This window comes from Kribbella sp. NPDC048928 (genome assembly GCF_043197975.1).
In the GTDB taxonomy this organism is placed as follows: domain Bacteria; phylum Actinomycetota; class Actinomycetes; order Propionibacteriales; family Kribbellaceae; genus Kribbella.
Map to the genome: position 1 here is coordinate 1,299,115 of NZ_JBICUC010000001.1, position 22,542 is coordinate 1,321,656.

23 protein-coding genes are annotated in these 22,542 nt (G+C 70.1%); 8 read left to right on the forward strand and 15 right to left on the reverse strand.

Annotated features, from left to right (window positions below; all coding sequences use genetic code 11):
- Positions 1 to 330 precede the first annotated feature (330 nt).
- On the reverse strand, positions 331 to 960 hold the full coding sequence (locus tag ACGFI6_RS06250) for a PH domain-containing protein (protein ID WP_393115601.1): 630 nt from the start codon (positions 958 to 960) through the stop codon (positions 331 to 333).
- Between the two features lie 140 nt (positions 961 to 1,100).
- Here ACGFI6_RS06250 and ACGFI6_RS06255 point away from each other — a divergent pair, with 140 nt between their 5' ends.
- The 3 genes from ACGFI6_RS06255 (at position 1,101) to ACGFI6_RS06265 (ending at position 4,093) form a co-directional block, all read left to right on the forward strand.
- Positions 1,101 to 2,495 (forward strand): OFA family MFS transporter, encoded by a 1,395-nt coding sequence (locus ACGFI6_RS06255; protein WP_393115602.1) that lies wholly within the window; start codon positions 1,101 to 1,103, stop codon positions 2,493 to 2,495.
- 153 nt (positions 2,496 to 2,648) lie between these two features.
- A complete protein-coding gene (locus tag ACGFI6_RS06260) occupies positions 2,649 to 3,548 on the forward strand; it encodes a helix-turn-helix transcriptional regulator (RefSeq protein ID WP_393115604.1) in 900 nt (299 codons plus the stop codon).
- Positions 3,548 to 4,093, forward strand: a complete 546-nt coding sequence (locus ACGFI6_RS06265) for an MOSC domain-containing protein (protein ID WP_393115606.1) — start codon at positions 3,548 to 3,550, stop codon at positions 4,091 to 4,093. Before ACGFI6_RS06260 ends, ACGFI6_RS06265 begins: the two co-directional genes overlap by 1 nt.
- Here ACGFI6_RS06265 and ACGFI6_RS06270 read toward each other — a convergent pair.
- The 3 genes from ACGFI6_RS06270 to ACGFI6_RS06280 form a co-directional block, all read right to left on the reverse strand.
- On the reverse strand, positions 4,079 to 4,888 hold the full coding sequence (locus ACGFI6_RS06270; RefSeq protein WP_393115607.1) for a biotin--[acetyl-CoA-carboxylase] ligase: 810 nt from the start codon (positions 4,886 to 4,888) through the stop codon (positions 4,079 to 4,081). The genes ACGFI6_RS06265 and ACGFI6_RS06270 overlap by 15 nt on opposite strands.
- Positions 4,885 to 7,512, reverse strand: a complete 2,628-nt coding sequence (locus ACGFI6_RS06275) for a phosphoenolpyruvate carboxylase (protein WP_393115608.1) — start codon at positions 7,510 to 7,512, stop codon at positions 4,885 to 4,887. Before ACGFI6_RS06275 ends, ACGFI6_RS06270 begins: the two co-directional genes overlap by 4 nt.
- Positions 7,513 to 7,625: 113 nt before the next feature.
- Entirely contained in the window at positions 7,626 to 8,252 is a 627-nt protein-coding gene (locus ACGFI6_RS06280) for a TetR/AcrR family transcriptional regulator (protein WP_393115609.1), read from the reverse strand.
- Positions 8,253 to 8,317: 65 nt separating this feature from the next.
- Here ACGFI6_RS06280 and ACGFI6_RS06285 point away from each other — a divergent pair, with 65 nt between their 5' ends.
- Positions 8,318 to 8,800 (forward strand): SCP2 sterol-binding domain-containing protein, encoded by a 483-nt coding sequence (locus ACGFI6_RS06285; protein ID WP_393115610.1) that lies wholly within the window; start codon positions 8,318 to 8,320, stop codon positions 8,798 to 8,800.
- 16 nt (positions 8,801 to 8,816) lie between these two features.
- On the opposite strand, the gene ACGFI6_RS06290 is transcribed toward ACGFI6_RS06285, so the two are convergent.
- Positions 8,817 to 9,236 carry a hypothetical protein gene (locus tag ACGFI6_RS06290; protein WP_393115612.1) on the reverse strand — a complete coding sequence of 140 codons (420 nt, stop codon included), beginning with the start codon at positions 9,234 to 9,236 and terminating at the stop codon, positions 8,817 to 8,819.
- Positions 9,237 to 9,260: 24 nt separating this feature from the next.
- Positions 9,261 to 9,884, reverse strand: a complete 624-nt coding sequence (locus tag ACGFI6_RS06295) for a hypothetical protein (RefSeq protein WP_393115613.1) — start codon at positions 9,882 to 9,884, stop codon at positions 9,261 to 9,263.
- Here ACGFI6_RS06295 and ACGFI6_RS06300 point away from each other — a divergent pair.
- Together ACGFI6_RS06300 and ACGFI6_RS06305 are read left to right on the forward strand one after the other, a co-directional pair.
- Positions 9,883 to 11,460 carry an acyl-CoA carboxylase subunit beta gene (locus tag ACGFI6_RS06300; RefSeq protein ID WP_393115615.1) on the forward strand — a complete coding sequence of 526 codons (1,578 nt, stop codon included), beginning with the start codon at positions 9,883 to 9,885 and terminating at the stop codon, positions 11,458 to 11,460. The two genes, ACGFI6_RS06295 and ACGFI6_RS06300, sit on opposite strands and share 2 nt — an antisense overlap.
- Complete coding sequence (locus ACGFI6_RS06305; RefSeq protein WP_393115616.1) at positions 11,457 to 11,648, forward strand: acyl-CoA carboxylase epsilon subunit; 192 nt, start codon at positions 11,457 to 11,459, stop codon at positions 11,646 to 11,648. The genes ACGFI6_RS06300 and ACGFI6_RS06305 overlap by 4 nt, the downstream gene beginning before the upstream one ends.
- A 104-nt stretch (positions 11,649 to 11,752) precedes the next feature.
- On the opposite strand, the gene ACGFI6_RS06310 is transcribed toward ACGFI6_RS06305, so the two are convergent.
- The gene (locus ACGFI6_RS06310; RefSeq protein WP_393115617.1) at positions 11,753 to 12,943 is read right to left on the reverse strand and encodes a Maf family nucleotide pyrophosphatase; all 1,191 of its coding nucleotides are present in this window, start codon (positions 12,941 to 12,943) and stop codon (positions 11,753 to 11,755) included.
- Positions 12,940 to 14,664: a DUF885 domain-containing protein gene (locus ACGFI6_RS06315; RefSeq protein ID WP_393115618.1), complete on the reverse strand. Its 1,725-nt coding sequence runs from the start codon at positions 14,662 to 14,664 to the stop codon at positions 12,940 to 12,942. Before ACGFI6_RS06315 ends, ACGFI6_RS06310 begins: the two co-directional genes overlap by 4 nt.
- Positions 14,665 to 14,763: 99 nt before the next feature.
- On the opposite strand from ACGFI6_RS06315, the gene ACGFI6_RS06320 reads away from it, so the two are divergent.
- Positions 14,764 to 15,954 (forward strand): neutral zinc metallopeptidase, encoded by a 1,191-nt coding sequence (locus ACGFI6_RS06320; protein WP_393115619.1) that lies wholly within the window; start codon positions 14,764 to 14,766, stop codon positions 15,952 to 15,954.
- Here the strand turns inward: ACGFI6_RS06320 and ACGFI6_RS06325 are convergent.
- Both ACGFI6_RS06325 and ACGFI6_RS06330 read right to left on the reverse strand, forming a co-directional pair.
- Positions 15,934 to 16,275: an MmcQ/YjbR family DNA-binding protein gene (locus tag ACGFI6_RS06325; RefSeq protein ID WP_393115620.1), complete on the reverse strand. Its 342-nt coding sequence runs from the start codon at positions 16,273 to 16,275 to the stop codon at positions 15,934 to 15,936. The genes ACGFI6_RS06320 and ACGFI6_RS06325 overlap by 21 nt on opposite strands.
- Positions 16,276 to 16,277: 2 nt before the next feature.
- Complete coding sequence (locus tag ACGFI6_RS06330) at positions 16,278 to 17,684, reverse strand: MFS transporter (RefSeq protein ID WP_393115621.1); 1,407 nt, start codon at positions 17,682 to 17,684, stop codon at positions 16,278 to 16,280.
- Between the two features lie 91 nt (positions 17,685 to 17,775).
- On the opposite strand from ACGFI6_RS06330, the gene ACGFI6_RS06335 reads away from it, so the two are divergent.
- Positions 17,776 to 18,315: a TetR/AcrR family transcriptional regulator gene (locus ACGFI6_RS06335; RefSeq protein WP_393115622.1), complete on the forward strand. Its 540-nt coding sequence runs from the start codon at positions 17,776 to 17,778 to the stop codon at positions 18,313 to 18,315.
- On the opposite strand, the gene ACGFI6_RS06340 is transcribed toward ACGFI6_RS06335, so the two are convergent.
- From ACGFI6_RS06340 to ACGFI6_RS06360, 5 genes are all read right to left on the reverse strand, one after another.
- Entirely contained in the window at positions 18,312 to 18,854 is a 543-nt protein-coding gene (locus ACGFI6_RS06340; protein WP_393115623.1) for a hypothetical protein, read from the reverse strand. The two genes, ACGFI6_RS06335 and ACGFI6_RS06340, sit on opposite strands and share 4 nt — an antisense overlap.
- Positions 18,851 to 20,164 carry a DUF58 domain-containing protein gene (locus tag ACGFI6_RS06345; RefSeq protein ID WP_393115624.1) on the reverse strand — a complete coding sequence of 438 codons (1,314 nt, stop codon included), beginning with the start codon at positions 20,162 to 20,164 and terminating at the stop codon, positions 18,851 to 18,853. The genes ACGFI6_RS06340 and ACGFI6_RS06345 overlap by 4 nt, the downstream gene beginning before the upstream one ends.
- 97 nt (positions 20,165 to 20,261) lie before the next feature.
- The gene (locus tag ACGFI6_RS06350) at positions 20,262 to 21,236 is read right to left on the reverse strand and encodes an AAA family ATPase (protein WP_393115625.1); all 975 of its coding nucleotides are present in this window, start codon (positions 21,234 to 21,236) and stop codon (positions 20,262 to 20,264) included.
- Positions 21,237 to 21,242: 6 nt separating this feature from the next.
- Positions 21,243 to 21,824, reverse strand: a complete 582-nt coding sequence (locus ACGFI6_RS06355) for a hypothetical protein (RefSeq protein ID WP_393115627.1) — start codon at positions 21,822 to 21,824, stop codon at positions 21,243 to 21,245.
- Positions 21,821 to 22,537 (reverse strand): DUF4129 domain-containing protein, encoded by a 717-nt coding sequence (locus tag ACGFI6_RS06360; protein ID WP_393115628.1) that lies wholly within the window; start codon positions 22,535 to 22,537, stop codon positions 21,821 to 21,823. The genes ACGFI6_RS06355 and ACGFI6_RS06360 overlap by 4 nt, the downstream gene beginning before the upstream one ends.
- Positions 22,538 to 22,542 lie beyond the last annotated feature (5 nt).

The following is a 22,542-nucleotide window of genomic DNA, read 5'->3' on the forward strand; positions in this document are numbered from 1 at the left end:
CTCGGCGACCGGCTGTACGCCCCCATCACCGCAGACCCGCCCGCGAAGCCGCTCGCCATCCACCTGGCCGCGGCAGGCGCACGCGCACCACGCCGCTGCGACCACGCTGCGGGCCGGACTGCTGGAGCGCTGGCGGCTGCCCTGGTCCGAGCGGGAAGCCCGGCGGGAGATTCGCAAGCAGCTTGTTGCGCTGGCGGCGCAGGTCGCTCCGGTCGGTGCGATCAACGGCGGAACACCGTTCGCGACCGGCTTCCATGTCGGCTGCCTGACCGCCAGCAGACGCCTGCTGGCGAAGGCGGAGGAGCTGTACCCGTCCGCGCTGCTCGGGAGTTAGCGGCGGTCGTCGTCGGAGCTGAAGATGGTGTCGCCGTCGTCGCCGCGCGGCTGCTCCTGCTGCTGGGACTGCTGCGGGCGGCGGCGCATGTGCTCGGGCGGACCCTCGTCCTCGAGGATGCCGTCGCCGGGTTTGCCGTCCGGGCCGCCGAACAGCAGGTCGGACATCTGCAGGTGGACGTGCTCGACGTGCGGTACGTCGGGCAGCACCACCTGACCGCGCTCGCCGGCGGACTCGATGTGCAGCGTGCCGCAGCCGAGCATCCGGTCGATCAGGCCGTGCTCGTAGGACACGTCGTTGACCCGCATCAGCGGGATGTCCCGCCCGGTCCGGGTCAGGACGCCGTGCCGCGTGATCAGCCGCCGGTTGGTGATCGTGTACGTGGAGAAGAACCAGTTCAGGAACGGCTTCACCGCGAACATCGCGAGCACCACCACGCCGACCGCGAGGATCGCGATCCGGGCCGGGGTCTGCAGCGACCCGGACGGCACGATCGCGGCCAGGAAGCCACCCAGGCCCGCCACCACGAGCAACAAGAAGACCGGGCCGATCAGTGCCTTCCAGTGCGTCCGGGTGCTGACGACGACGTACTCGTCCTCGCCCAACAACTTCGCCGAGATCGCCATGACCCCAGTCTCACAGGTCGCAGGTTCGGTTGTCCCGTCCCGACACGATCGGCGCGGGGATGGTTTAACACTTCACAAAATGCATACAGTAAGCCAAGATGCGCGAGGGGTTGTCAGCTGGGGGACGAGAAGGAGCCGTGATGGCAGTCTTGTCGATACTCGACCGGGAGCACACCGTCGCACCGCCGGGATACAGCCGCTGGCTGATCCCGCCGGCCGCGCTGGCCGTTCATCTCTGCATCGGCCAGGCGTACGCGACGAGCGTGTACAAGACGTCGATGGTGAAGCACTTCGACACCAGCCAGACCGCGGTCGGCGTGGTGTTCAGCATCGCGATCGTGATGCTCGGCCTGTCCGCGGCCGTCGGTGGCACCTGGGTGGAGCGCAACGGCCCGCGGAAGGCGATGTTCGTCGCCGCCTGCTTCTGGGCCGCCGGCTTCCTGGTCGGCGCCCTGGGTATCGGAACCGGCCAGCTCTGGCTGGTCTACCTCGGGTACGGCGTGATCGGCGGCATCGGACTGGGCATCGGCTACATCTCCCCGGTCTCCACGCTGATCAAGTGGTTCCCGGACCGCCCAGGACTCGCGACCGGCCTCGCGATCATGGGCTTCGGCGGCGGAGCCCTGGTGGCCAGCCCGGTGTCGCGCCAGCTGCTCGGCCTGTACGACTCCGGCTACGACCCGAATGTCAGTAAGTCGGTGGCGGGCGGCGGGGCCCTGGTCGGGCTGTTCGTGACGCTCGGCATCGGCTACTTCGTGATCATGATGTTCGGCGTCTTCAACATCCGGGTGCCTGCCGACGGCTGGACGCCGGACGGCTTCGACTCGGCGTCGGTGCAGCAGAAGGCACTCGTCACCACCGCCAACGTCTCGGCGGCGAACGCGATCAAGACGCCGCAGTTCTGGTTCCTCTGGGTGGTGCTGTTCTGCAACGTGACCGCCGGGATCGGCATCCTCGAGCAGGCCAGCCCGATGATCCAGGACTTCTTCCGCGGCGACGACGGGAAGTCGAGCGTCGCCGTGGCGGCCGCGGCCGGGTTCGTCGGACTGCTCTCGATCTTCAACATGGGCGGGCGGTTCGGCTGGTCGACGACGTCGGACCACATCGGCCGCAAGCCGATCTACGCGATGTACCTCGGCGTCGGGATCATCGCGTACGCGTTGCTCGCGACCGTTGGGCACACCAGCACAGTGATCTTCGTACTGCTGGCCGCGATCATCATCTCGTTCTACGGCGGCGGGTTCTCGACCGCTCCGGCGTACCTGCGGGACCTCTTCGGGACGTACCAGGTCGGCGCGATCCACGGGCGGCTGCTGACCGCTTGGTCCGCGGCGGGGATCGCGGGTCCGCTGATCATCAACGGGTTCCTCGACCACGAAGGCAAACCGGGCACGCTGACCGCGTCGGCGTACCGGCCGGCGTTGTTCACGATGGTCGGCGTGCTGGTGGTCGGGTTCGTCGCGAACCTGCTGATCCGCTCGGTGGCCGAGCGGTTCCACGAGAAGGCCGAGACGACCGCGGAGGCGACCTCATGAACCAGACCCCACGCCTGGTGATCTCCTGGCTGCTGGTCGCCGTCCTCCTCGGGTACGGCGTCATCGAAACCCTGATCACCGCAGTCAAGATCTTCACCAACTAGAGCGAAAACGATCAAGTAAGCCTGCGGAAGCGGCGGCACTATAGGTCCCATGACCACTGACGTGTTCGCCGCTTTCGTCACGGTACTGGCCGATGCGCTGGACGAGCACGAGGCGACGGCAGCCGAACTGGCGGCCCGCGTGCGGCTCTCGCGGTCGCATCTGGACCGGATGGTCGCGGCGGCCGCGGGCGAGCGCCCGGGGCAGTTGCGGCGGCGGATCCTGCTCGAACGCGCGGCGTACCGAATGCTGACCGGGAGCGGGAACCTCCTGGACGTCGCGCTCGACGCCGGGTACTCCTCGCACGAGGCGTTCACCCGTGCCTTCGGCCGTGCGTACGGCGTACCGCCCGCGCAGTGGCGCGGGCGACCGGACCGGATTCGCCTGGACGCGCCCAGTGGCATCCATTTCCACCCGCCGAACGGCTTGCGGGTACCGGCCAGGGACAAGGTGAGTTCGATGGATCTGATCCGCTCAATGGTTGACCATCACGTGTGGTTGCTCGGCCAGATGTTGCAGCAGGCAACACGGCTGAACGACGATCAGCTCGACCGTCCGATCGAGATCTCGGTCGAGGGTATCGACGCCGACCCGACGCTGCGGTCGCTGCTGTCCCGGCTCGTCGGGCAGCTCGGGATGTGGCACGCGAACCTCGCCGGCCAGGAGTACGACTTCGCCGTCGAGCAAGGCGAGAGCGTGCAGAGCATGCGCCACCGGCTGGGCGAGGTCGGTCCGGCGTTCGCGGGTGAGGTCGGCGAGTTGTGTACGTCGAACCGGCTGGACGAGCTGATCGTCTGCCCGGGCGACAGCGTTGAGGTGTACACGGCCGGCGCGATGATCGCGCACGTGCTGACGTTCGCGTCGTACCGGCGGACGCTCGTCGCGGGGGCACTGCACGACGCCGGCTGCGACGACCTGGACAGCGGGGATCCGATCCGCTGGATCAGCTGATGTCCGCGCAGCTGACCGCGGTGAATGTCGTCCATGAGCTGATCCGCGGCCCGTCGCGCTGGACGGCGATCGACAAGCGGCCGGTACGCGGGGCCGTCGAGGTCGGTGAGCTGGGGCTGACCGGGGACCGGCAGTGCGACACGCGGTACCACGGCGGTCCGGACAAGGCGCTCTACGCCTACGCCGCCGAGGACGCGGAATGGTGGGCTATCGAGCTGGGGCGGGAGATCCCGCCGGGACTGTTCGGCGAGAACCTGACGACCCGCGGACTGGACATCACCGGCGCATTGATCGGCGAACGCTGGCGGATCGGCGGCCCGAAGAACGGCATCCTGGTCGAGGTCCGCGCCCCTCGCGATCCGTGCGGAAATCTCTCCGGCCGGATGGGAATCCACCGCTTCCACCACCGCTTCGCGCGCACCGGCCGCGTCGGCGCCTATCTGAAGGTGCTGGAGACCGGTTCGGTCCGAGCCGGCAACCGCATCACTGTCGTCCACCGTCCGGCCGACGCGCCCAGCATCGGCAGCAGGTCACGCAGAGCGTAGGTGCGTCACATCGCCTGCGGCCAACGGTCGCGGACCTTCGGCAGTGTCGACGATCAGACGACCGTCGTCGGCCAGGTCGCGGGCGGTCCCTTCGAGAAAGGTGCCGTCCGGCAGCTCCACTCGTACGGCCCGGCCGAGCGTCGCGGACAGCTCGCGGTACTCGGGAAGCACGACAGCAGGATCGCCGTTCGCGTCGACCCACGACTGATAACGGGCGGCGAGCTCACGCAGTACGGCCGCCATGACCGTGGCCCGGTCAGTGGTGATCGCGTGTTCCAGGGCGAGTGACGTCGCGGCCTCGTGCGGTTTCTCATCCGCCCGCAGCGTCACGTTGAGCCCCATGCCGACCACCACGGCAGGGCCCTCGATGCGCTCCAGCAGGATGCCGGCGAGCTTGCGGTCCTCGACCAGTACGTCGTTGGGCCACTTCACCTGTGCGGGCACCTCAGCAACCTGCCGTACGGCAGCTGCAACTGCCAGAGGTACCAGCAAGCCCAGCCAGGGCCACCGTGCCGCGTCAACACTTGTTGGGCGCAGCAGTGCTGACATGAGCACGGCAGAGCGTGGCGGTGTGGTCCACGTACGTCCCAGCCGCCCCCGCCCGGAGGACTGGTGCTCGGCAGCGATGACCAGGCCCTCTGGCTGACCAGCTGCGGCCGCAGCTGCCACGTCGGCGTTCGTCGACGGCGTGTCTTCCACGACGTCGATCTGCGTCCACAGCGAACCGGGACGCACCAGCCGCCCCCGCAGGAACTTCTCGTCCAGCGAGGGCCGCTCCAGGTCGCTGAATCTCATCCGGTGTTCTGCAGACCCGCAGCAACGCCGGAAACGGTCAGCAACAGCAGCCGTCGAGTGCGAACGATCTGCTCCTCGTTGAGCGAGTCATCGGTACGCAGCGTGCGCAGCGCCCGCAACTGCAGGTAGCTGAGCGCGTCGACGTACGGGTTGCGCAACTCGACCGCACGGCCGAGCACGCGGCGCCCCTGCAGCAGGCGTTCCTGGGCGAGCACCTTGAGGACCCACTCGGTGGTGAGCGCGTGCTCGTTCATCATCTGCTCGGTCAGCTCGGACCGGTCGCCCAGCTCCAGGTACCGGCCGAGGATGCGCCGGTCCGTCTTGGCCAGCGACATCTCGGCGTTCTCGAGCATCACCTGGAACAGCGGCCAGTTCTGGTTCGCGTCCCGCAGTAGGTCGACGTCACCGACCGCGGCCAGCGCCGTACCGAGGCCGTACCAGCCAGGTGCGTTCACCCGGGCCTGCGACCAGGCGAAGACCCACGGGATGGCGCGCAGGTCCTCCAGCGACGACACCGCGACACCACGCCGGGCCGGCCGCGAACCGAGCGGCAGCTGGCCGAGCTCCTCCAGCGGGGTCACGGTGCTGAACCACTCCGCGAAGCCGTCCGCCTTCACCAGCCGGTGGTACGCCGTCCGGGACGCCTCGTCCAGCGTCTTCTCCACGACCGCGAACCGGTCGGCTGCCGCGAGCGCCCGCTCCTCGATGGACGGCGTCGACGCCAGCAGTGTCGCCGCGGTCACCTGCTCGATGTGCCGCTGCGCGATCGCCGCGTTGCCGTACCGGGCCGGGATCGCCTCGCCCTGCTCGGTCAGCTTGAACCGCCCCGCCACCGAACCGGGCGCCTGCGCCAGCACGGCGCGGTTGGCCGGGCCGCCGCCCCGCCCGAGCGCACCACCGCGGCCGTGGAACAGCGTCAGCCGGATCGCGTTCCGCTGCGCCCACGCTGTGATCCGCGCCTGCGCGTCGTACAGGGCGAGCGTCGCCGACACCGGGCCGACGTCCTTCGCGGAGTCGGAGTACCCGAGCATGACCTCGAAGCGCCGGTCGTTCGCGGTCAGGCGGTGCCGGACCCGGGTGAGCTGGATCGCGTTGTCCAGCACCTCGACCGAGTTCTGCAGGTCTTCGCCGGTCTCGAACAGGGGGACGACGTCCAGCTCGATCGGGCGGCCGTCGAGCGCGGCGTCGGCCAGCTCGTACACCGCGGCGAGGTCGCCGGCGTTGCGGGTGAAGGACACGACGTACCGGCGGCACGCCTCGGGACCGAAGCGCTGCTGGATCTGCGCGATGACGCGGAGGGTCGCGAGCACCTCCTCGGTCTGGTCGGACAGCTCACCGCCGCCCAGCACCTCCTCGAGCGCCTTGGCGTGCACCGCGGAGTGCTGACGGATCTCCAGCTCGGCCAGGTGGAAGCCGAACGAGTTCACCTGCCAGATGAGCTGCTGCAGCTCGCCGTACGCCTGGCGTGGTGCGCCGGCCGTGACCAGCGAGTCCTGCAGCACTTTGAGCTCGTGCAGGAAGTCTGCTGCCCGCGGGTAGCCGAAGTCGGCGTCACGGGACCGGGTCGCGGCCAGCCGGCGCGCTGCCAGCAGCAGGAGCTGCCGGTGCGGCTCAGCGGGCGAGCGGGTCTCGATGTCGGTGATCAGCTCCGGGTTGACCGCACGGGCGTCCTCGAGGATCCGCCGTACGGGTGCCGACGGCGGCGTGGTCGCGGCGTCCAGCGTCAACGCGCGGCCGAGTGCCTCGGTGGCCTGCTCGAGTGCGCGGAGGACGTGGTCGGCCTGGATCTGCATGGCCTCGCGGGTGATCGCCGCGGTGACGTTGGGGTTGCCGTCGCGGTCACCGCCGATCCACGAGCCCAGGTGCACGAACGGTGCGACTACCGGCGTACGGGTGCCGGCCGCATCACCTGCGAGTGCGTCGTCGAGCCGGCGGTACACGTTGCCGACGACATCGAACAGGGTCTCCTCGAACACCGCCATCGCCGACCGGACCTCGTCCAGCGGCGAGGGGCGGCTGGTGCGGAGCTGGGACGTACGCCAGAGGACGTCGACCTGCTCGACCAGGCGGCGGCGGTTCTCGGCCAGGTCGCTGTCACCGGCGCGCGGGTCGTGGCGCTCGTCCAGCAGCGAGGTGATCCGGCGGATCGTCGCCAGCACGGCGCGGCGCCGGGCCTCGGTCGGGTGCGCGGTCAGGACCGGGCGGAACTCCAGCCCGTTCAGCAGGGCGCGGGCCTGCTGCTCGCCGCTGTCCCGGGAGATCTGCTCGACGGCCGAGGCCAGCTCGGAGACCACGGCCTCGCTGCCGGCCCGGTCGCGCTCCCGGAGCACCCGGGCACGGTGCAGCTCCTCGCTGAGGTTCGTCAGGTGGAAGTAGCAGGTGAATGCCCTGGCCACGTCCTCGGCGCGCTCGTGCGGCCACGAGGCCACCAGTTCCTCGGCCGCGGCACCGTCGCCGGCAATGGTCAGCTCGCGCAGTTTCTCGACGTCGTCGAGCAGCGGCTGACCGGCGTACTCCACCAGGACCTTGCCGAGGATCTCGCCGAGCAGGCGGACGTCGGCCCTGAGTTCTTCAGGCACCTCGAACCGCGCGCGGGTACGGGTCTCACTTCCGGTCTCGCTCACGTTCGCCCACCCTATCGGCGGACGCACGCCCGCGCTGGCCAGTCCGCCCACTGGAAGCCGATCGTGACCGCGCGTTCAGCTACTTCACAGTATGTCGCGCCCCGCCGCGGCCGTCAGACGTTGCCGAAGCCGCCGCCGACGACCTGGGAGACGGTGCGGGCGAGCTCGGCCGGGGTGCGCTCGGTCTCGTTGCCGGCCAGCATCCGCGCGCAGGATTCGGTCATCGAGGCGAGCAGTTCGGCGAGCACCGGGAGGTTCGCGTCCGGGTCGGTGACGCCGGGGAGGGACTGAACGAGCGTCAGGCGCAGGCTCTCGACGAGGAACGCGCGGGCCGCCCGGACCCGCTCGGCGACGACCGGCGCGGCGCCGTACTGTGCGCCGAACACGATCCGCCAGGACTGCGGCTGCTTGGTCACCTCGGTGAAGAACGCGGTCAGGCCCTCGATGACGTGCTCTTCGGGAGTGCCGACGCTCGGGTTCGCGGGCAGCGCGGCGACGATCGTCACCACCAGGTGCTGCTCCTCGCGGGCGAGCAGGGCCAGCAGCAGTTCGTCGCGGTTCGCGAAGCAGTCGTACACGACCGGCTTGGTGACACCGGCCGCGTCCGCGACGGACTGCATCGTCGTACCGGGGTAGCCGTTCGTGGAGAACACCTCGAGAGCAGCGTCCAGGATCAGCGGCCGACGGCGCTCCGGACCGAGATGCGGCGCCCGCCGGCGTTTCTCAGAATCCCCGACCACTTGACAAAGCTACAACACCGTAGGAAATTCCTACAGTCTGGTAGGAACTGCCGCGGGGGTGGTCGATGACCGAGCGAGGCAGTGCCGGCTGGCTCGAGTCCGACGGCCTCACCGCCCTGGACGCGAGCGAGCTCGCCCGGCTGGTCGACCGGACGTCGGAGCGGGAGCTCCGGCATCGGCTCATCGGGGGAGTGCGAGAGGTCGCGTTGCGCGAGATCTTTCGCCGGATGCCGGAGTACCTCCGACCCGCCCGGGCCGCCGGATTCGATGCTGTCATCACCTGGCAGATCACCGGCGCGGGCGGGACCGGACGCCCGGATGCCGTCGACGAGTACTGGATCCGCGTCCACGACGGCCGCTGCACGCCGCTCGCGCCGCAACCGACTCCCCCGGACATCTCCATCCGCACCGACCCCACCACGCTGCTCCGCATAGTCACCGGCAACGAGGACCCCATCCTGGCCGTCCTCAAACAACGCCTGACAGTCCACGGCGACCTCGCCCAAGCCGCCCGCCTCCCCAAACTCTTCACCACCGGCCCGCCCTAGCACCGGAGGTGCCGTCTCAGTCCCCCGGACTCCGGTCGAGGGCGTCGATGGTCTCGACCAGGCTCTCGTTCATCTCGAGCGCCGCATCGCGTTCGCCGATCGTCGGGGCGGCGTAGGCGATCCTGGTGATCTCGGCGATCGCTGCCTCGGCACGGGCCCGTTGCTCGGCCGGCGTACCGCCCGGGATCGAGGCCCGCAGCAGGACGTCGGATGCCCGCCGTACGGTCTCGCTCTCCGGCGTCCGCGCCTCGACGACCAGGTCGTCCAGGATCTTCAGGTACCGGAAGGCCTTCGCCTGGGCTGCTTCGTCCGCGATCGTCGCGGCGCGCACACGCAGGTCGTCGACGGCCGCTGCGAGCATCTGGGGATCGGTGATCTCGCGTCCCCACGCGTGCACGATCCGGCGGCGCGCCACATCGAACTCCCCGTAGTCCATGGCTCAATCCTGACAACAGGGGCGTCAGAGGCTGGGGGTGTTGGGGCCTTTGCCGGCGACGCGGGGTTGGGTGGTGGGGCGGTGAGTGTCTGTCGGGTTGGGCCGGACTTTGGTGAGGGGTGGGATGGCTGGGTCGGTTGTGAAGGCGGCTGCGGCGGACTGGCCGCGGGGTGGGATGACGCTGGGGTCGGGGGCGTGGCGTTCGAAGCCGCGGACGGCTGCTGCGGTTTCGTCGCCGAGGGCTGCGCCGTAGCGACGGGCCTCCTCACCTACGTCGAGGCCGCGCGCGTTCCACTCGTCCAGCAGCCTGGGCAGCTCGTCGAACCGCTCGGCCAGCATGTTGGCGGTCGCGCCCGCGGCGGCCGGCCGACTCTCGGGCGGGAGCGTCCTGGACGACGTCACCATGGTCTGCGCCGCCGCGGTCGTCACGACCGCCGGAGACTTCAGCTCGTCGTCCGTCAGTCGCCGGATCTCGAGCCCGGAGTGGTGATCCACCCTGTCGAGAAGCCGGCCGGCGACGAGCGCCTGGATCTGGTCGAGTTGCGGTTCTGCCACGCGCGGCAGCGTACCGACGCCCCGGTTCAGCGCCGCGGCTGCGGCGGAGGTCACAGGCGGGGCGGCGTACTGGCGCGTAGGCTGCCCGTTCATGGGAGAGACCGTGAACATCCACACCACCGCCGGGAAGATCGCGGACCTCGAGCAGCGGCTCGACGACGCCGTCCACGCCGGGTCGGAGCGTGCGGTGGAGAAGCAGCACGCGCGGGGCAAGAAGACCGCCCGCGAGCGGATCGAGTTGCTGCTGGACGACGGCTCCTTCTCCGAGCTGGACGAGTTCGCCCGGCACCGGTCGACGAGCTTCGGTCTGGAGGCGAACCGCCCGTACGGCGACGGCGTGGTGACCGGGTTCGGCACCATCGACGGCCGTCAGGTGTGCGTGTTCGCGCAGGACTTCACGGTCTTCGGCGGCAGCCTGGGTGAGGTCTTCGGGGAGAAGATCGTCAAGGTGATGGATCTCGCGATGAAGATCGGCTGCCCGCTGATCGGCATCAACGACTCCGGCGGCGCCCGGATCCAGGAGGGCGTGGTCTCCCTCGGCCTGTACGGCGAGATCTTCCGCCGCAACGTCCGCGCGTCCGGCGTGATCCCGCAGATCTCGCTGATCATGGGCCCGTGCGCGGGCGGTGCCGTGTACTCGCCCGCGGTCACCGACTTCACCGTGATGGTGGACGAGTCGTCGTACATGTTCATCACCGGCCCGGACGTGATCAAGACCGTCACCGGCGAGGACGTCAGCCAGGAGGAGCTCGGCGGCGCCCGGACGCACAACACCAAGTCCGGCAACGCGCACTACCTGGGCTCCGACGAGGAGGACGCGATCGAGTGGGTGAAGGCGCTCGTCGGTCACCTCCCGCAGAACAACCTCGAAGACCCGCCGGTGTACGACGCTCCCGCAGACTTGGAGCCGACCGAGACGGACCTCGCGCTCGACACGCTCGTACCGGACTCCCCCAACCAGCCGTACGACATGCACACCGCGATCGAGGCGGTCGTCGACGACGGCGAATTCCTCGAGGTGCACGCTCTGTTCGCGCCGAACCTGATCGTCGGCTTCGGCCGGGTCGAGGGCCGCCCGGTCGGCGTGGTCGCGAACCAGCCGATGCAGTTCGCCGGCACGCTCGACATCGACGCCTCCGAGAAGGCGGCCCGCTTCGTCCGTACCTGCGACGCGTTCAACCTGCCGATCCTGACCTTCGTCGACGTACCGGGCTTCCTCCCCGGCACCGACCAGGAGTGGAACGGCATCATCCGCCGCGGCGCCAAGCTGATCTACGCGTACGCCGAGGCGACCGTCCCGATGATCACGGTCATCACCCGGAAGGCGTACGGCGGTGCGTACGACGTGATGGGCTCCAAGCACCTCGGCGCCGACATGAACATCGCCTGGCCGACCGCACAGATCGCGGTGATGGGCGCGCAGGGCGCGGTCAACATCCTGCACCGCCGCGAACTCGCCGGGGCCGAGGACGTCGACACTCGTCGCCAAGAGCTGATCACCGAGTACGAGGACCACCTGGCGAATCCGTACATCGCGGCCGAACGGGGCTACATCGACGCCGTCGTCAAGCCCAGCGAAACCCGCGCCGAGATCGTCCGCGCCCTCCGCCTCCTGCGCACCAAACGCGACACCCTGCCCCCGAAGAAGCATGGGAACATCCCGCTGTGAAGATCACCAAAGGCAACCCGACGCCCGAAGAACTCGCGGCGCTGATCGCCGTGATCGCCGCACGCTCCGCCGCGCCGGCCCCGCCCGCCGACACCGACCTCGCCAGCAACTGGGCAACCTACTGGCGCAACGCCCGCACCCCCTTCCACCCCGGCCCCGGCCAGTGGCGAGCTTCCGCACACCCGTAGCCGTGCAGCTCGACAGTACGTATATGTCTACTAGGCCGCCGACTCAGGCGTAGCCGAGCCCGGGCAGGCGCCGGAACCGGCGACACATCCTGTCGAACTGTCCGTCAGACGCGCCGGAAACGCACCAGCGGATAGATCGGGGCATCGCCCGTGTTGCGGGTTGGGCCGGGGAAGGTTGTGGCGCCGTCCAGTACGAGGCCGTGGCGGGCGGCTAGGGCTACCAGGTGGGTGAGGGCGTCCTGGGAGCGGGTTTCGTTCGGGACGCGGCCGTCGGAGTAGCGGCTGGTGTCGGACTTCTCCGTACTGGTGACGAAGACGCCGTCCGTCCGCAGGACGCGCGCGACCTCGGCGATCACCGGTTCGCTGTCGTCGAGCAGGTGCAGCAGCCAGATGGCCACCACCGCGTCGCACCGGCGATCGGCCACCGGCAGCCGGCCGGCGTTCGCCGCCGCGACATGGCCGGGCAGCCGGACCTTGGCGCGACGCAGCATCGCGGTGGACAGGTCGAAACCGTGCACAAGGTTGCCAAGCGCAACGAGCTCGGCGCCGACGATGCCGGTACCGACGGCCAGCTCGAGCACCCGCGAGCCCTTGGGCAGCAACTCGTCGACGGCACGCGCCGCGGCCTGAGCGCGAGCGACACCACCACGCGTCTCGTCGTACGTCGACGCGACGGATTCGTCGTAGGTAAAGGGCTTCTGCGAGTCCCACAGCTCCGGCCAGGAGATGCCGATCTCGAGCAGCATCCGGCGCAGCAGCGGCAGCGAAAGCCCGACGACGTTGTGGTAGTCGCCCTCGATCGCGGTCACGAACGGCCCGCCGAGACCGTCGACCGTGAACGCACCGGCGACCTGCAGCGGCTCGCCGGTGGCGACGTACGCGTCGATCTCCGCGTCGGTCAGATCGGCGAACTGCACGGTCGTGGACGATAGCTCCCGGAGCTCCTGCTTGGCCGAGGTGTCGATCAGGCAGTGCCCGGTGTGCAGTACGCCGGTGCGCCCGCGCAGCATCCGCCACCGCTCGCGCGCGACGTCCGGCGTCTCGGGCTTCCCGTACGGCTCGCCGTCGAACTCCAGCACCGAGTCGCAGCCGAGCACCGTCGCGTGGTCCGTCAGCCCGGCCACCACGGCGCGCGCCTTCAGCGTCGCGAGCAGCCGCGCGAGCTCGCCGGGGCTCTCGGCGGTGACGTTGTCCTCGTCGACGCCGGAGACGATCACCTCCGGCTCGATCCCGGCGCCACGCAGCGTCTTCAGCCGGGCCGGCGATTTGGACGCCAGGACGAAGCGGATGGTCACAGCTTCGCCAGCGCCCGGCGCAGCGGGTCCAGACCGATCGACCCGAGGTTCAGCGCGTTCGAGTGGAACTCCCGCAGGTCGAACGCGGATCCCTTGCGTTGCTTGGCCTCCGCCCGCGCCTGCAGCCACATCCGCTCGCCGACCTTGTACGCCGGTGCCTGGCCCGGCCACCCGAGGTACCGGTTGAGCTCGGCGCGCAGGTAGTTGGTCTCCATCCGGCAGTGCGCGCGCAGGAACTCGAACCCGAGGTCAGCGGTCCACCGCTCGCCCGGCCGCCAGCCGAACGGGTTGTCCCGCGGCACCTCGAGCTCCAGGTGCATGCCGATGTCGACGATCACCCGGGCGGCCCGGAAGCTCTGCCCGTCCAGCATGCCGAGCCGAGCGCCCGCGTCCTCGAGGTAGCCGAGCTCCTCCATCAGGCGTTCGGCGTACAGCGCCCAGCCCTCGCCGTGGCCGGAGACCCAGCACGCGATCCGCTGCCAGCGGTTCAGTACGTCGGTACGCAGCATCGTCTGGGCGACCTGGAGGTGATGCCCCGGCACGCCCTCGTGGTACACGGTGGTGACCTCGCGCCAGGTCGCGAACGTCTCGACGCCGTTCGGCACCGCCCACCACATCCGGCCCGGCCGGGTGGTCAGGTCCTCGCTCGGCTGCGTGTAGTAGATCGAGCCGTCCGAGGTCGGCGCGATCATGCACTCGATCCGGCGGATCTCGTCGGCGATGTCGAAGTGCGTACCGGCCAGCCCCGTGATCGCGGTGTCGGCGAGCTGCTGCATCCAGTCCCGGAAGGCGTCCTTGCCCTGGATCATCCGCGCCGGGTCCGCGTCCAGCAGCGCGGCGGCCGCATCGATGCTCCGGTCGCCGTCGTTCAGGCCGGCCGCGATCTCCTGCATCTCCGCCTCGATCCGGGCCAGCTCGGCCCAGCCCCAGGCGTACGTCTCCTCGAGGTCGATCGTCGCGCCCAGGAAGCTCCGCGACGCCAGCTCGTACACCTCGCGGCCGCACGCGTCCCGCTCCGGGGCGCGCGGCGCGAGCTCGGTGGTCAGCCAGCCGCCGAACTGGTCGAACGCCTTCCGGGCGGAAGCGGCCGCGGCCTCGACACCCGCTTTTAGAGACCCTGTCTTCGCCGCGCTATTCTTCTCGGGTGCCTGGGCGGCCAGTCCGGCGAAGAAGTCCTCGCCGTCGGCGCCGGTCCAGCTGGCGATCCGCTCGGCCAGGCCGGTCACCTGCCGGACGGCCGAGACGCGACCCTGATCGGCCTGCTCGAGCAGCGTGTCGCGGTACCCGTCGAGGGTCGTCCCGATCTGGTTCAGCCGGATCGCGACGACCTCCCAGTCCTGCTCGGTACTGGTCGGCATCAGGTCGAACACCTGCCGCAGCGCCGCCGGAACCGAGGTCAGCGCGTTCAGCTGGGACTGCGGTACGCCGGCCTCGTGGCGCTCGAGCTCCAGCCCGAGCCGCTCCACGAACGCGTCCTTGGCGACCTCCTCGCGCGGGCTCCCCGGCTCGATCGCGCGGGCCGCGGCGAGCGAGCTGCGGGTCAGGTCGATCCGGGCCGCGAAGCCGGCCGGAGTGAAGTCCGGCAGCTCGTGGTCGTGGCCGGGGATCCCCAGCTCGGTCGCGCCGATCGGGTCGAGCACAAGCTCCTGCTCGAGGTGCCGTTCGGCAAGCTGGTCGATCGCGCTGCTGGGCGTCGTGGCCTCGGTCACTGCGTCATTCACAGCCCGACCCTACCCGCCGAGGGTCGCCACGGCTGACCTGTTTGTTGCCGATACTGTGGCGGTCGCCGAACACCACTACGAGGCACGAGAGGAACGGCGTTGAGCCAGCCACCGTACGGTCCGCCCGGCCCTCCCAACCCGCAGCAATACCCCCAGCAGCCGCCCCAGTACGCCCAGCAGCCGCCGCAGTACGCGCCGCAACAGCAGTACCCGCCGTACCAGCAGCCTGGTCCGCCGCGGTTCGGGCCGCCGCCGCAGGGTCCGGGCTTCGGCTGGGGACCGACGTTCGGCCCCGGTCCCGGTGGGCCTGGTCCCGGTGGGCCCGGCTGGCCGCCGCCGCGGAAGAAGTCCAAGGCGCCGCTGATCGCGATCCTGACGATCGCCGTCGTCGGCATCGTCGGCGTGACACTGATCAGCCTGGTGAAGATGGCCGCCGACGACGTCACCACGCCGCCGGTCACCCGCACCCGGTACACCCCGAGCCCGACCGCGTCCCCCACCGATTCGCCCACCGAGGAGCCGTCCTCGACGTCGACGAGCGGTTCGCCGAACCAGGCGTCGAACGCGACGATCACGGCCAAGAACAAGCTGTACACCGTCGGCCGGATGCCCGGGGTGAACTGCAAGGAGCCGAAGGTCCGGCCGACCACCACCAAGAACGCGGCCGCGTACTGGGCGGCGCTCAAGCCCTGCATCGACAAGTCGTGGAAGCCCCTGGTGGAGAAGGCCGGCTACACGTTCGACCCGCCGCAGATGTCGTACTGGTCCGGGACCACCGTGTCGAACCCGTGCGGCGGCGGCGCGATCAACGTGCCGTTCTACTGCTCGGCGAACAACATGCTGTACATGAAGGTCGACGTCTTCGTGAAGGCGTACACGGAGTATCCCGGCGACGCGATCGCGCAGGCGTACGCGCGGATGTGGTACTCCCGGTCGCTCGCGCACGAGTTCGGTCACGGCGTCCAGAACATGACCGGCATCCTGCAGGCCGCCAGCAAGCTGCGGTACGAGCAGCAGGACTACACCGGCCAGATGCGGATGACGCGCCGGATGGAGCTGCAGGCGAACTGCTTCGCCGGCGTCTTCCTGGCCGCGAACAAGGCCAGCTACCCGATCAGCGGGAACCTGCTGTACGTCTGGAAGAAGTACGTCGTGACCGCCGGCGACAAGCCGGAGGAGGGCGACCACGGCAGCGTCGCCAGCCAGGGCCGGTTCATGGGCAAGTCGTTCAACACCGGCGACCCGGCCAGTTGCAACACGTTCGCGGCGTCAGCGGCGAACGTCAGCTGAGAGCAGACCCGGCGGCGCCACCTGGCGCCACGAGTCGATCAGGATGTCGTGCAGTTCGTCGGCGTCCTCGAGCACCCCGAGGCGGGCCCGAACCCAGTTCGAGCCCGCCTCGTGTTTCGGTACCCAGAACTTCTCCGGCTCCGCGGCGATCAGCTCGTCGCGCTCCAGCCGCGGGCACCGGACCGCGAACGACGTCTTATCGTCCGGGACCGTGACGAACATCCGCCCCGCGACGTCGAACGTCGGGTGTCCCCAGCGCTTCTTCTCGACCGTTTCCGGGAAGGACAGCGCAATCCGTCGTACGTCGTCAGCGTCCAGCACCGTCACACTGTAGAACGCCGGCGGCCCGGGAGCAGCAGGGCGACGAGCGTACCGGCGGCGACCACCGCGGCACCGGTCCAGACGGCCGGGACCAGGCCCGCGGCGTACTGGGTCGGCGACTCGTAGGATCCCGCGGAGGCGAACACCGAGGCGAGTACGGCGACGCCCATCGCGACACCGACCTCGCGGATCGTGTTGTTCGTCCCGGACGCCACGCCGCGGTCCGCCTCGGACGCGCTGTCCATCACCACGCTCGCCGACGGCGCGAACGTCAGCCCCATCCCGATCCCGGCCAGTACGAACGGCGCGACCAGGTCCCCGTACTGCGTGGTCGCGGTGGCGACCAGTGCGATCCAGCCGAGCGCCGCGGCCAGGAACGCCTGCCCGGTGACGATCAGCGTCCGCGCACCGACCCGGTCGACGATCAGGCCCGCGATCGGCGCGACCACGAGCGGCGCCGCGGTCCACGGCAACGTACGGACACCGGACTGGAACGGCGTGTACCCCTGCACGACCTGGAAGAACTGCGCCAGCAGGAACACCGACCCGAACACCCCGACCGCGAACGTGAACGCCACCACGTTCACCACGCTGAACGAGCGCACCGAGAACAACCGCAGCGGCAGCATCGGCGCCGCCGTCCGCCGCTCCCATCCGACGAACGCGACCAGCAGCGCAACACCCGCGATCAACGTGCCCAGCACGCCGCCCGACGTCCAGCCGTCGTCAGCTCCGTGCACGACTGCCCAGACGATGGACAGCACGCCGCCGGTCGCGAGCACCAGGCCGAGCAGGTCGAGACGCTTCGCCGCGCCCTTGGATTCGGTCAGGACGCGCGCGGCGAGCAGCACGGCGACGACACCGACGGGGACGTTCAGCCAGAAGATCCACTGCCAGTTGAGGCCGTCCACAACCGCTCCGCCGACGACCGGGCCGACGGCGACGCCGAGCCCGGAGATGCCGCCCCAGGCTCCGATCGCGGCGCTCCGCTGCTTCTGCGGTACGGCATCCGCGAGCAGCGTCAGCGACAGCGGCATCACGGCCGCGGCACCGAGGCCCTGGATCGCCCTGGCCGCGGTCAGCATCCACGGGTCGGTGGCCAGCGCGCAGGCGGCCGACGCGAGCGTGAACAGCGTGATGCCGGCCAGGAACATCCGCCGGCGGCCGAGCCGGTCGCCGATCGCGGCCGCGGTCAGCAGCAGCGCGGCGAACGCCAGCGTGTAGGCGTTCACGAACCACTGCAGGTCCGACAGGGACGCGTTCAGCTCGGACTTGATCACCGGCAGCGCGTTCGTCACCACCAGGTTGTCCAGCGTGACCATGAAGGTCGGGATCCCGACGGCGGCGAGCACGACACCGAGCCCCCGCTTCACCGTCACCCGTTGCTCATCGAGAGCGGTCGATGTCATCTCGTACCCCTTGTTGTAATTGACTGATAACAAGCTCGATCACGAGAGTATGCATTGACTGATAACATGTCAACCGACGAGAGGAGAACGGATGCCACCGAAGGTTCGACTGACCGCCAAGGAGCGCGGCGACGAGGTCCTGCAGGCCGCCGTCCGCGCGTTCGCCGCGTCCGGGTACGAGGGCACGAAGACCGACGAGATCGCCCGGCTGGCCGGCGTCTCCCAGCCGTACGTGATCCGCCTGTTCGGCACCAAGCAGCAGCTGTTCCTGGCCGCGGTGCAGAGCGTCTGCGAGCAGATCGAGCAGAGCTTCCGGGACGCCGCCGCGGAGCGCCCCGAGCTGTCCCACCTCGGCGAGAACTACCACCGCCTGCTCTCCAGGCCCGACCTGCTGCTGGTCCTCCTGCACGGCTTCTCCGCCAGCGGCGACCCGGCGATCGGCGACTGCGTCCGCGACCGCTTCGGCCGCATCTACACCCTGGTCCGCGACCTCACCGGCGCCTCACCCCAACAGGCCCGCGAGTTCCTCTCCGCCGGCATGCTGATGACCGTCATGTCCGCCATGCAGGTCCTGGGCCCCCACGCCATCCCCATCCCCTGGGCCCAAGAACTAGAAAAAACCTTCGACTAGTTCAGTTTTTGGTCGGCGGTCAGCCAGATGGTGGTGGCTGTCAGGGCTGCGGCGAGGGCTGTTACCACGAGGGAGCCGGCTACGTTTGCGTGCTGGATGAGGGCGGCGGAGGCGGCGATCGCAGGGGCCAGGAGGATGGCGATCGTGCCGGGGAGCCACCAGCGGCGGAGGGCTGCGCGGTGGACCCGGGCGTACGACGGGAGTTGGCCCGCGAACGCGCTGGCGAGGTGGACTGCGACGAGCGCGACCGCGGTGAGGATCAGGCTCCAGCTGATCGTGCCCGGCGCGCGCATCAGCCAGCCGATGCCGACCACGAGCAGGAACAGCATCGCGGCCAGCGAATCCGGGATGACGACCGCGGTCACCAGCAGCGGTACGGCGAGGTACAGCACGAGATCCAGCTGATCCCACGGCTGCAACGTCGGCACCACGATCGCGACCGCACCGGCGACCGCGAGCACCGACCGCGAGAGCAGTACGGCCGCGCTGGTCACCCGCAGTTGCGCGAGCCAGGTGGTGATCTTCTCGTCGGCGCTCATGAGCGGATCCTCGGCGCCGCGGACAGCCGTGCCGCGTCCCGCAGTACCTCGTCCAGCGTCCCGGATCCCTGCCAGGGGACGGTCGGTACGCCGAGGTCGCTGAGCCGGTCGAGATCGCGACGGCGTTCGAGGATCCGCAGCCGCCACGCGAGCGGCCACGACCGTACGTCGTGCGCGTCGATGTCCATGATCGACGCGACGTCCGGCGGCAGCGTGTCGATCGCGATCACCGTGCAGCCGGAATGCACGAGCGTCACGATGTAACCGAGCATCGTCTGGCGCAGCAGCGGACTGAGCACCAGCACCAGGCTGTCGGAGCGGACCCGGTTCCGCCGGGCCAACTGCTCCTCGTCCTGCTGCCGGCCGCGCCGATCCGCATGTACGAGCGTGTCCAGGATCCGGCGCAGATGCCCGCGCCCGCTCCCCGACCGCACGCCCCGGAACAGGCTGCCGGTGTCGATCAGCCGCACCCGGTCGCCGTTGCGCAGGTAGTGCTCGGCGATTGCCGCGGCCGCCCGGACCGCGGTGTCGAGGCTCGACGAGCGCCCGTCGATCCCTTCGCTGATCCCGATCTCACCGCCGGTGTCGACCATGATCACCACCTCGGTGTCCCGGTCCGACCACGTCGACGTGACGTGCAGTTCCTGCGTACGCGCCGAGACCGCCCAGTTGATCCGCCGCAACCGGTCACCGGTCCGGAACGGCCGGACGCCGGACAGCTCGGTGCCTTCGCCCGGACGCCGCGACCGGTGCAGCCCGACCAGCCCGGCGGGCCGCGGTACGGCGTCCACCGCCGCGAACCCCTCCCGCAACGGCAACGTCGTCACCGCCTGCGCACCGGCGGACGTCACCTGGATGCGGTACGCCCCGACCGCGGACGTGGCCGTGACCGTTGGCTTCTCCAACGACCGCAGTCCCCAACGCTTGGACCGTACGCCGACCTCGAGCAGCACGTCACCGTGCGAGACCGGCTCGGCGATCGCCGCCTGCGGCGGGTCGTACTGGAACCACGGGGTCCGCGGCAGCGCCGCCACGATCAGGTCGATGTCCGGGTCCACGATCTCCGCATCGGAGGGCGCGACGCGCAGCCGGTACGTCGTACCTTGCCCCTCGAACAACACGTCCGCGTCCAGCTCGGTGCGCACCTCGGGACGCTCCCGCGGCCGGAAGTACCGGCCCCAGGCCGCGAGGAACGCGAGCGGCAACCCGAACACGGCCGCATCCGGACGACGCAGCAGTACGGCGACACCGAGCAGCACCGCGGCGACACACACCGCCCGGATCTGCGCGTGGGTTGGACGCCAGGTCATGGGGCCTCCCGTCCTGGACTGAGGAGCGGAGCGACGAGGGAAGGACGGGAGTCACAGCCCCATGACCCGCCGCGACGGAGTCGCGGCATGTGCACAGTCATGCGCCGACCGCGACAGTGGGAGGCGCGGGGACCGACCCCAGCACCGTACGCACCACCGTCGCGCCGGTCACCTCGTGCAGCCAGAGCTCCGGCCGGACGGTGATCCGGTGCGCGAGAGCGGCCACGGCGACCGCCTTCACGTCCTCCGGTACGACGTAGTCGCGGCCCTTGATCACCGCGTACGCCCGCGCGGTCAGCAGCAGCGCCAACGATCCACGCGGCGACGCACCGACGAGGACCTGCGAGTCGCGGCGGGTCGCGGTCGCGAGATCCACGCAGTACTGACCGACGGTGTCGTCCACCGTCACCGTCTCGACGGCACGCTGCGCGGCACCCAAACCGGCCGCATCGGTGACCGCCTCGACCGACTGGTCCTCGCGACGGCGGCTCATTCGGCGGCGCAGCACCTCCCACTCCTCCGCAGGGCTCGGGTAGCCGAAGCCGATCCGCAGCATGAAGCGGTCGAGCTGGGCCTCGGGCAGCGGGTACGTGCCTTCGTACTCGACCGGGTTCGCGGTCGCGAGCACGTGGAACGGGTTGGGCAGCGGGAACGTCTGGCCCTCGACGGTGACCTGGTGTTCCTGCATCGACTCCAGCAGCGCGGCCTGCGTCTTCGGAGGCGTCCGGTTGATCTCGTCCGCGAGCAGCAGGCCGGTGAAGATCGGGCCCGGCCGGAAGACGAACTCGGACTCCTTCTGGTCGTACACGAACGCGCCGGTGACGTCCGACGGCAGCAGGTCCGGCGTGAACTGCACCCGCCGGAACTCCAGCCCGAGCGCCTGCGCGAACGATCGCGCGGCCAGCGTCTTGGCCAGGCCCGGGTAGTCCTCGAGCAGCACGTGCCCGCCGGCCAGGATGCCTGCCAGCACCAGCTCGAGCGCCTCGGCCTTCCCGACCACGGCCTGCCCGACCCGGTCCAGCACCTGCCGGCTCAGCCCGGAAACCTCACCGAGCGTCAGCTCCTCAGTCACTATCCCTCACAGGTTCTCGATGGTGTGGATCGCGTCCTCGATCTCGTCGAGCGACGCGGTACGTTTCTGGTCCCCGGTGATCAGCGCCCAGAGCCGGTCGCCGGTGATCTCACGGGCCCGGTCCGGCTCCTGCTCGGGGTCGACGCCGTGCCGGTGCACCAGGCGGTCGGTGGCCAGCTCCAGCAGCAGCGGCTGGATCCGGCGGGCGAACGTCTGCGAGCCTTCGCCCGCTCGCCGTTCCCGGCTGGACTCCTGCAGCCAGGTGGCGAGGAACTGCGTCCGGGTATCGCTGTTCCGGCCCCGCGTCGAGGCCAGTGCGTCGTCCTGCCGGCCCGGCCAGTCGGTCTCGATCACCTGCGGCAGCATCAGCCGGATCGCGAGCGTCACGATCCCGATCGCCAGTGCCGCCACCACGAACCACAGCGGCCGCGGCGCCATACCGGCGGCCGCGAAGATCGCCACCAGCGCCAGACTCGCCAGCACCGCCAGGCCGAGGTGCTGCAGGAGCATCTTGTTCGGCATCCGTCGACGCTTCGCCTCCGGAGGCGGCCCCTTCTCCTCCAAGGCCGACCAGCGATAAGACGTCATGCATCGACCTCGGCGTCCTGGGGGCGGGCGGCGGCGAGCTCGTCGCGGAGGCGTAGAAGCGCGGCGCGGGCCTCGGTACGGGCCGGCTCGCTCGAACCGCGCGTGGAGTAGCGCGCCTCGCGGTACAGCTCCCCGAGCCGGATCAGCTCCGGCTCGGAGATCCCGCCGATCCCGAGCACCCGGACGGTGAACTCGGCCGGCGTCTCGGACGGATCCCTTGGTACGCCAGCGGACGCGGCCGCCTCCTCCAGCGCGACCCAGCACGCGATCACCGCGTCGGACGCCGTACCGGTATTGATCTGCGCGAGGCCGGTGTCGACCGCCTCGGCCAGCCGCTCGGCCTTCACGCGCTCCCAGCTGTTGTCGTTCGGCTCCACCTTCGGCAGGCGGATCCGGCGAATGATCCGGATCACGAAGAACAGCACGACCCCGGCCACCGCCGCGATAATCAGGTAGATCACCGCCTGCCACAGCGACAGGACCCAGGCGGGCGTCTTGTGCTGCGGCAACATCTGCGGCGTCGGCTGCGACTGCGTCGGCGGGGTCTCCGTGACGAGGCGTGTCGGCAGCGGCCGGGGGCTCGAGTGCAGCGTGCTCTCGCTGACGGGCCGCACCGGACCGCTCGCGGACGCCAGTACGACGAAGCCGGCCACGACGAGCCCTACCAGCAGAACGACGACGGCCGCGAGCGCACCCCTACGCTGCGTCTGCATCTGGG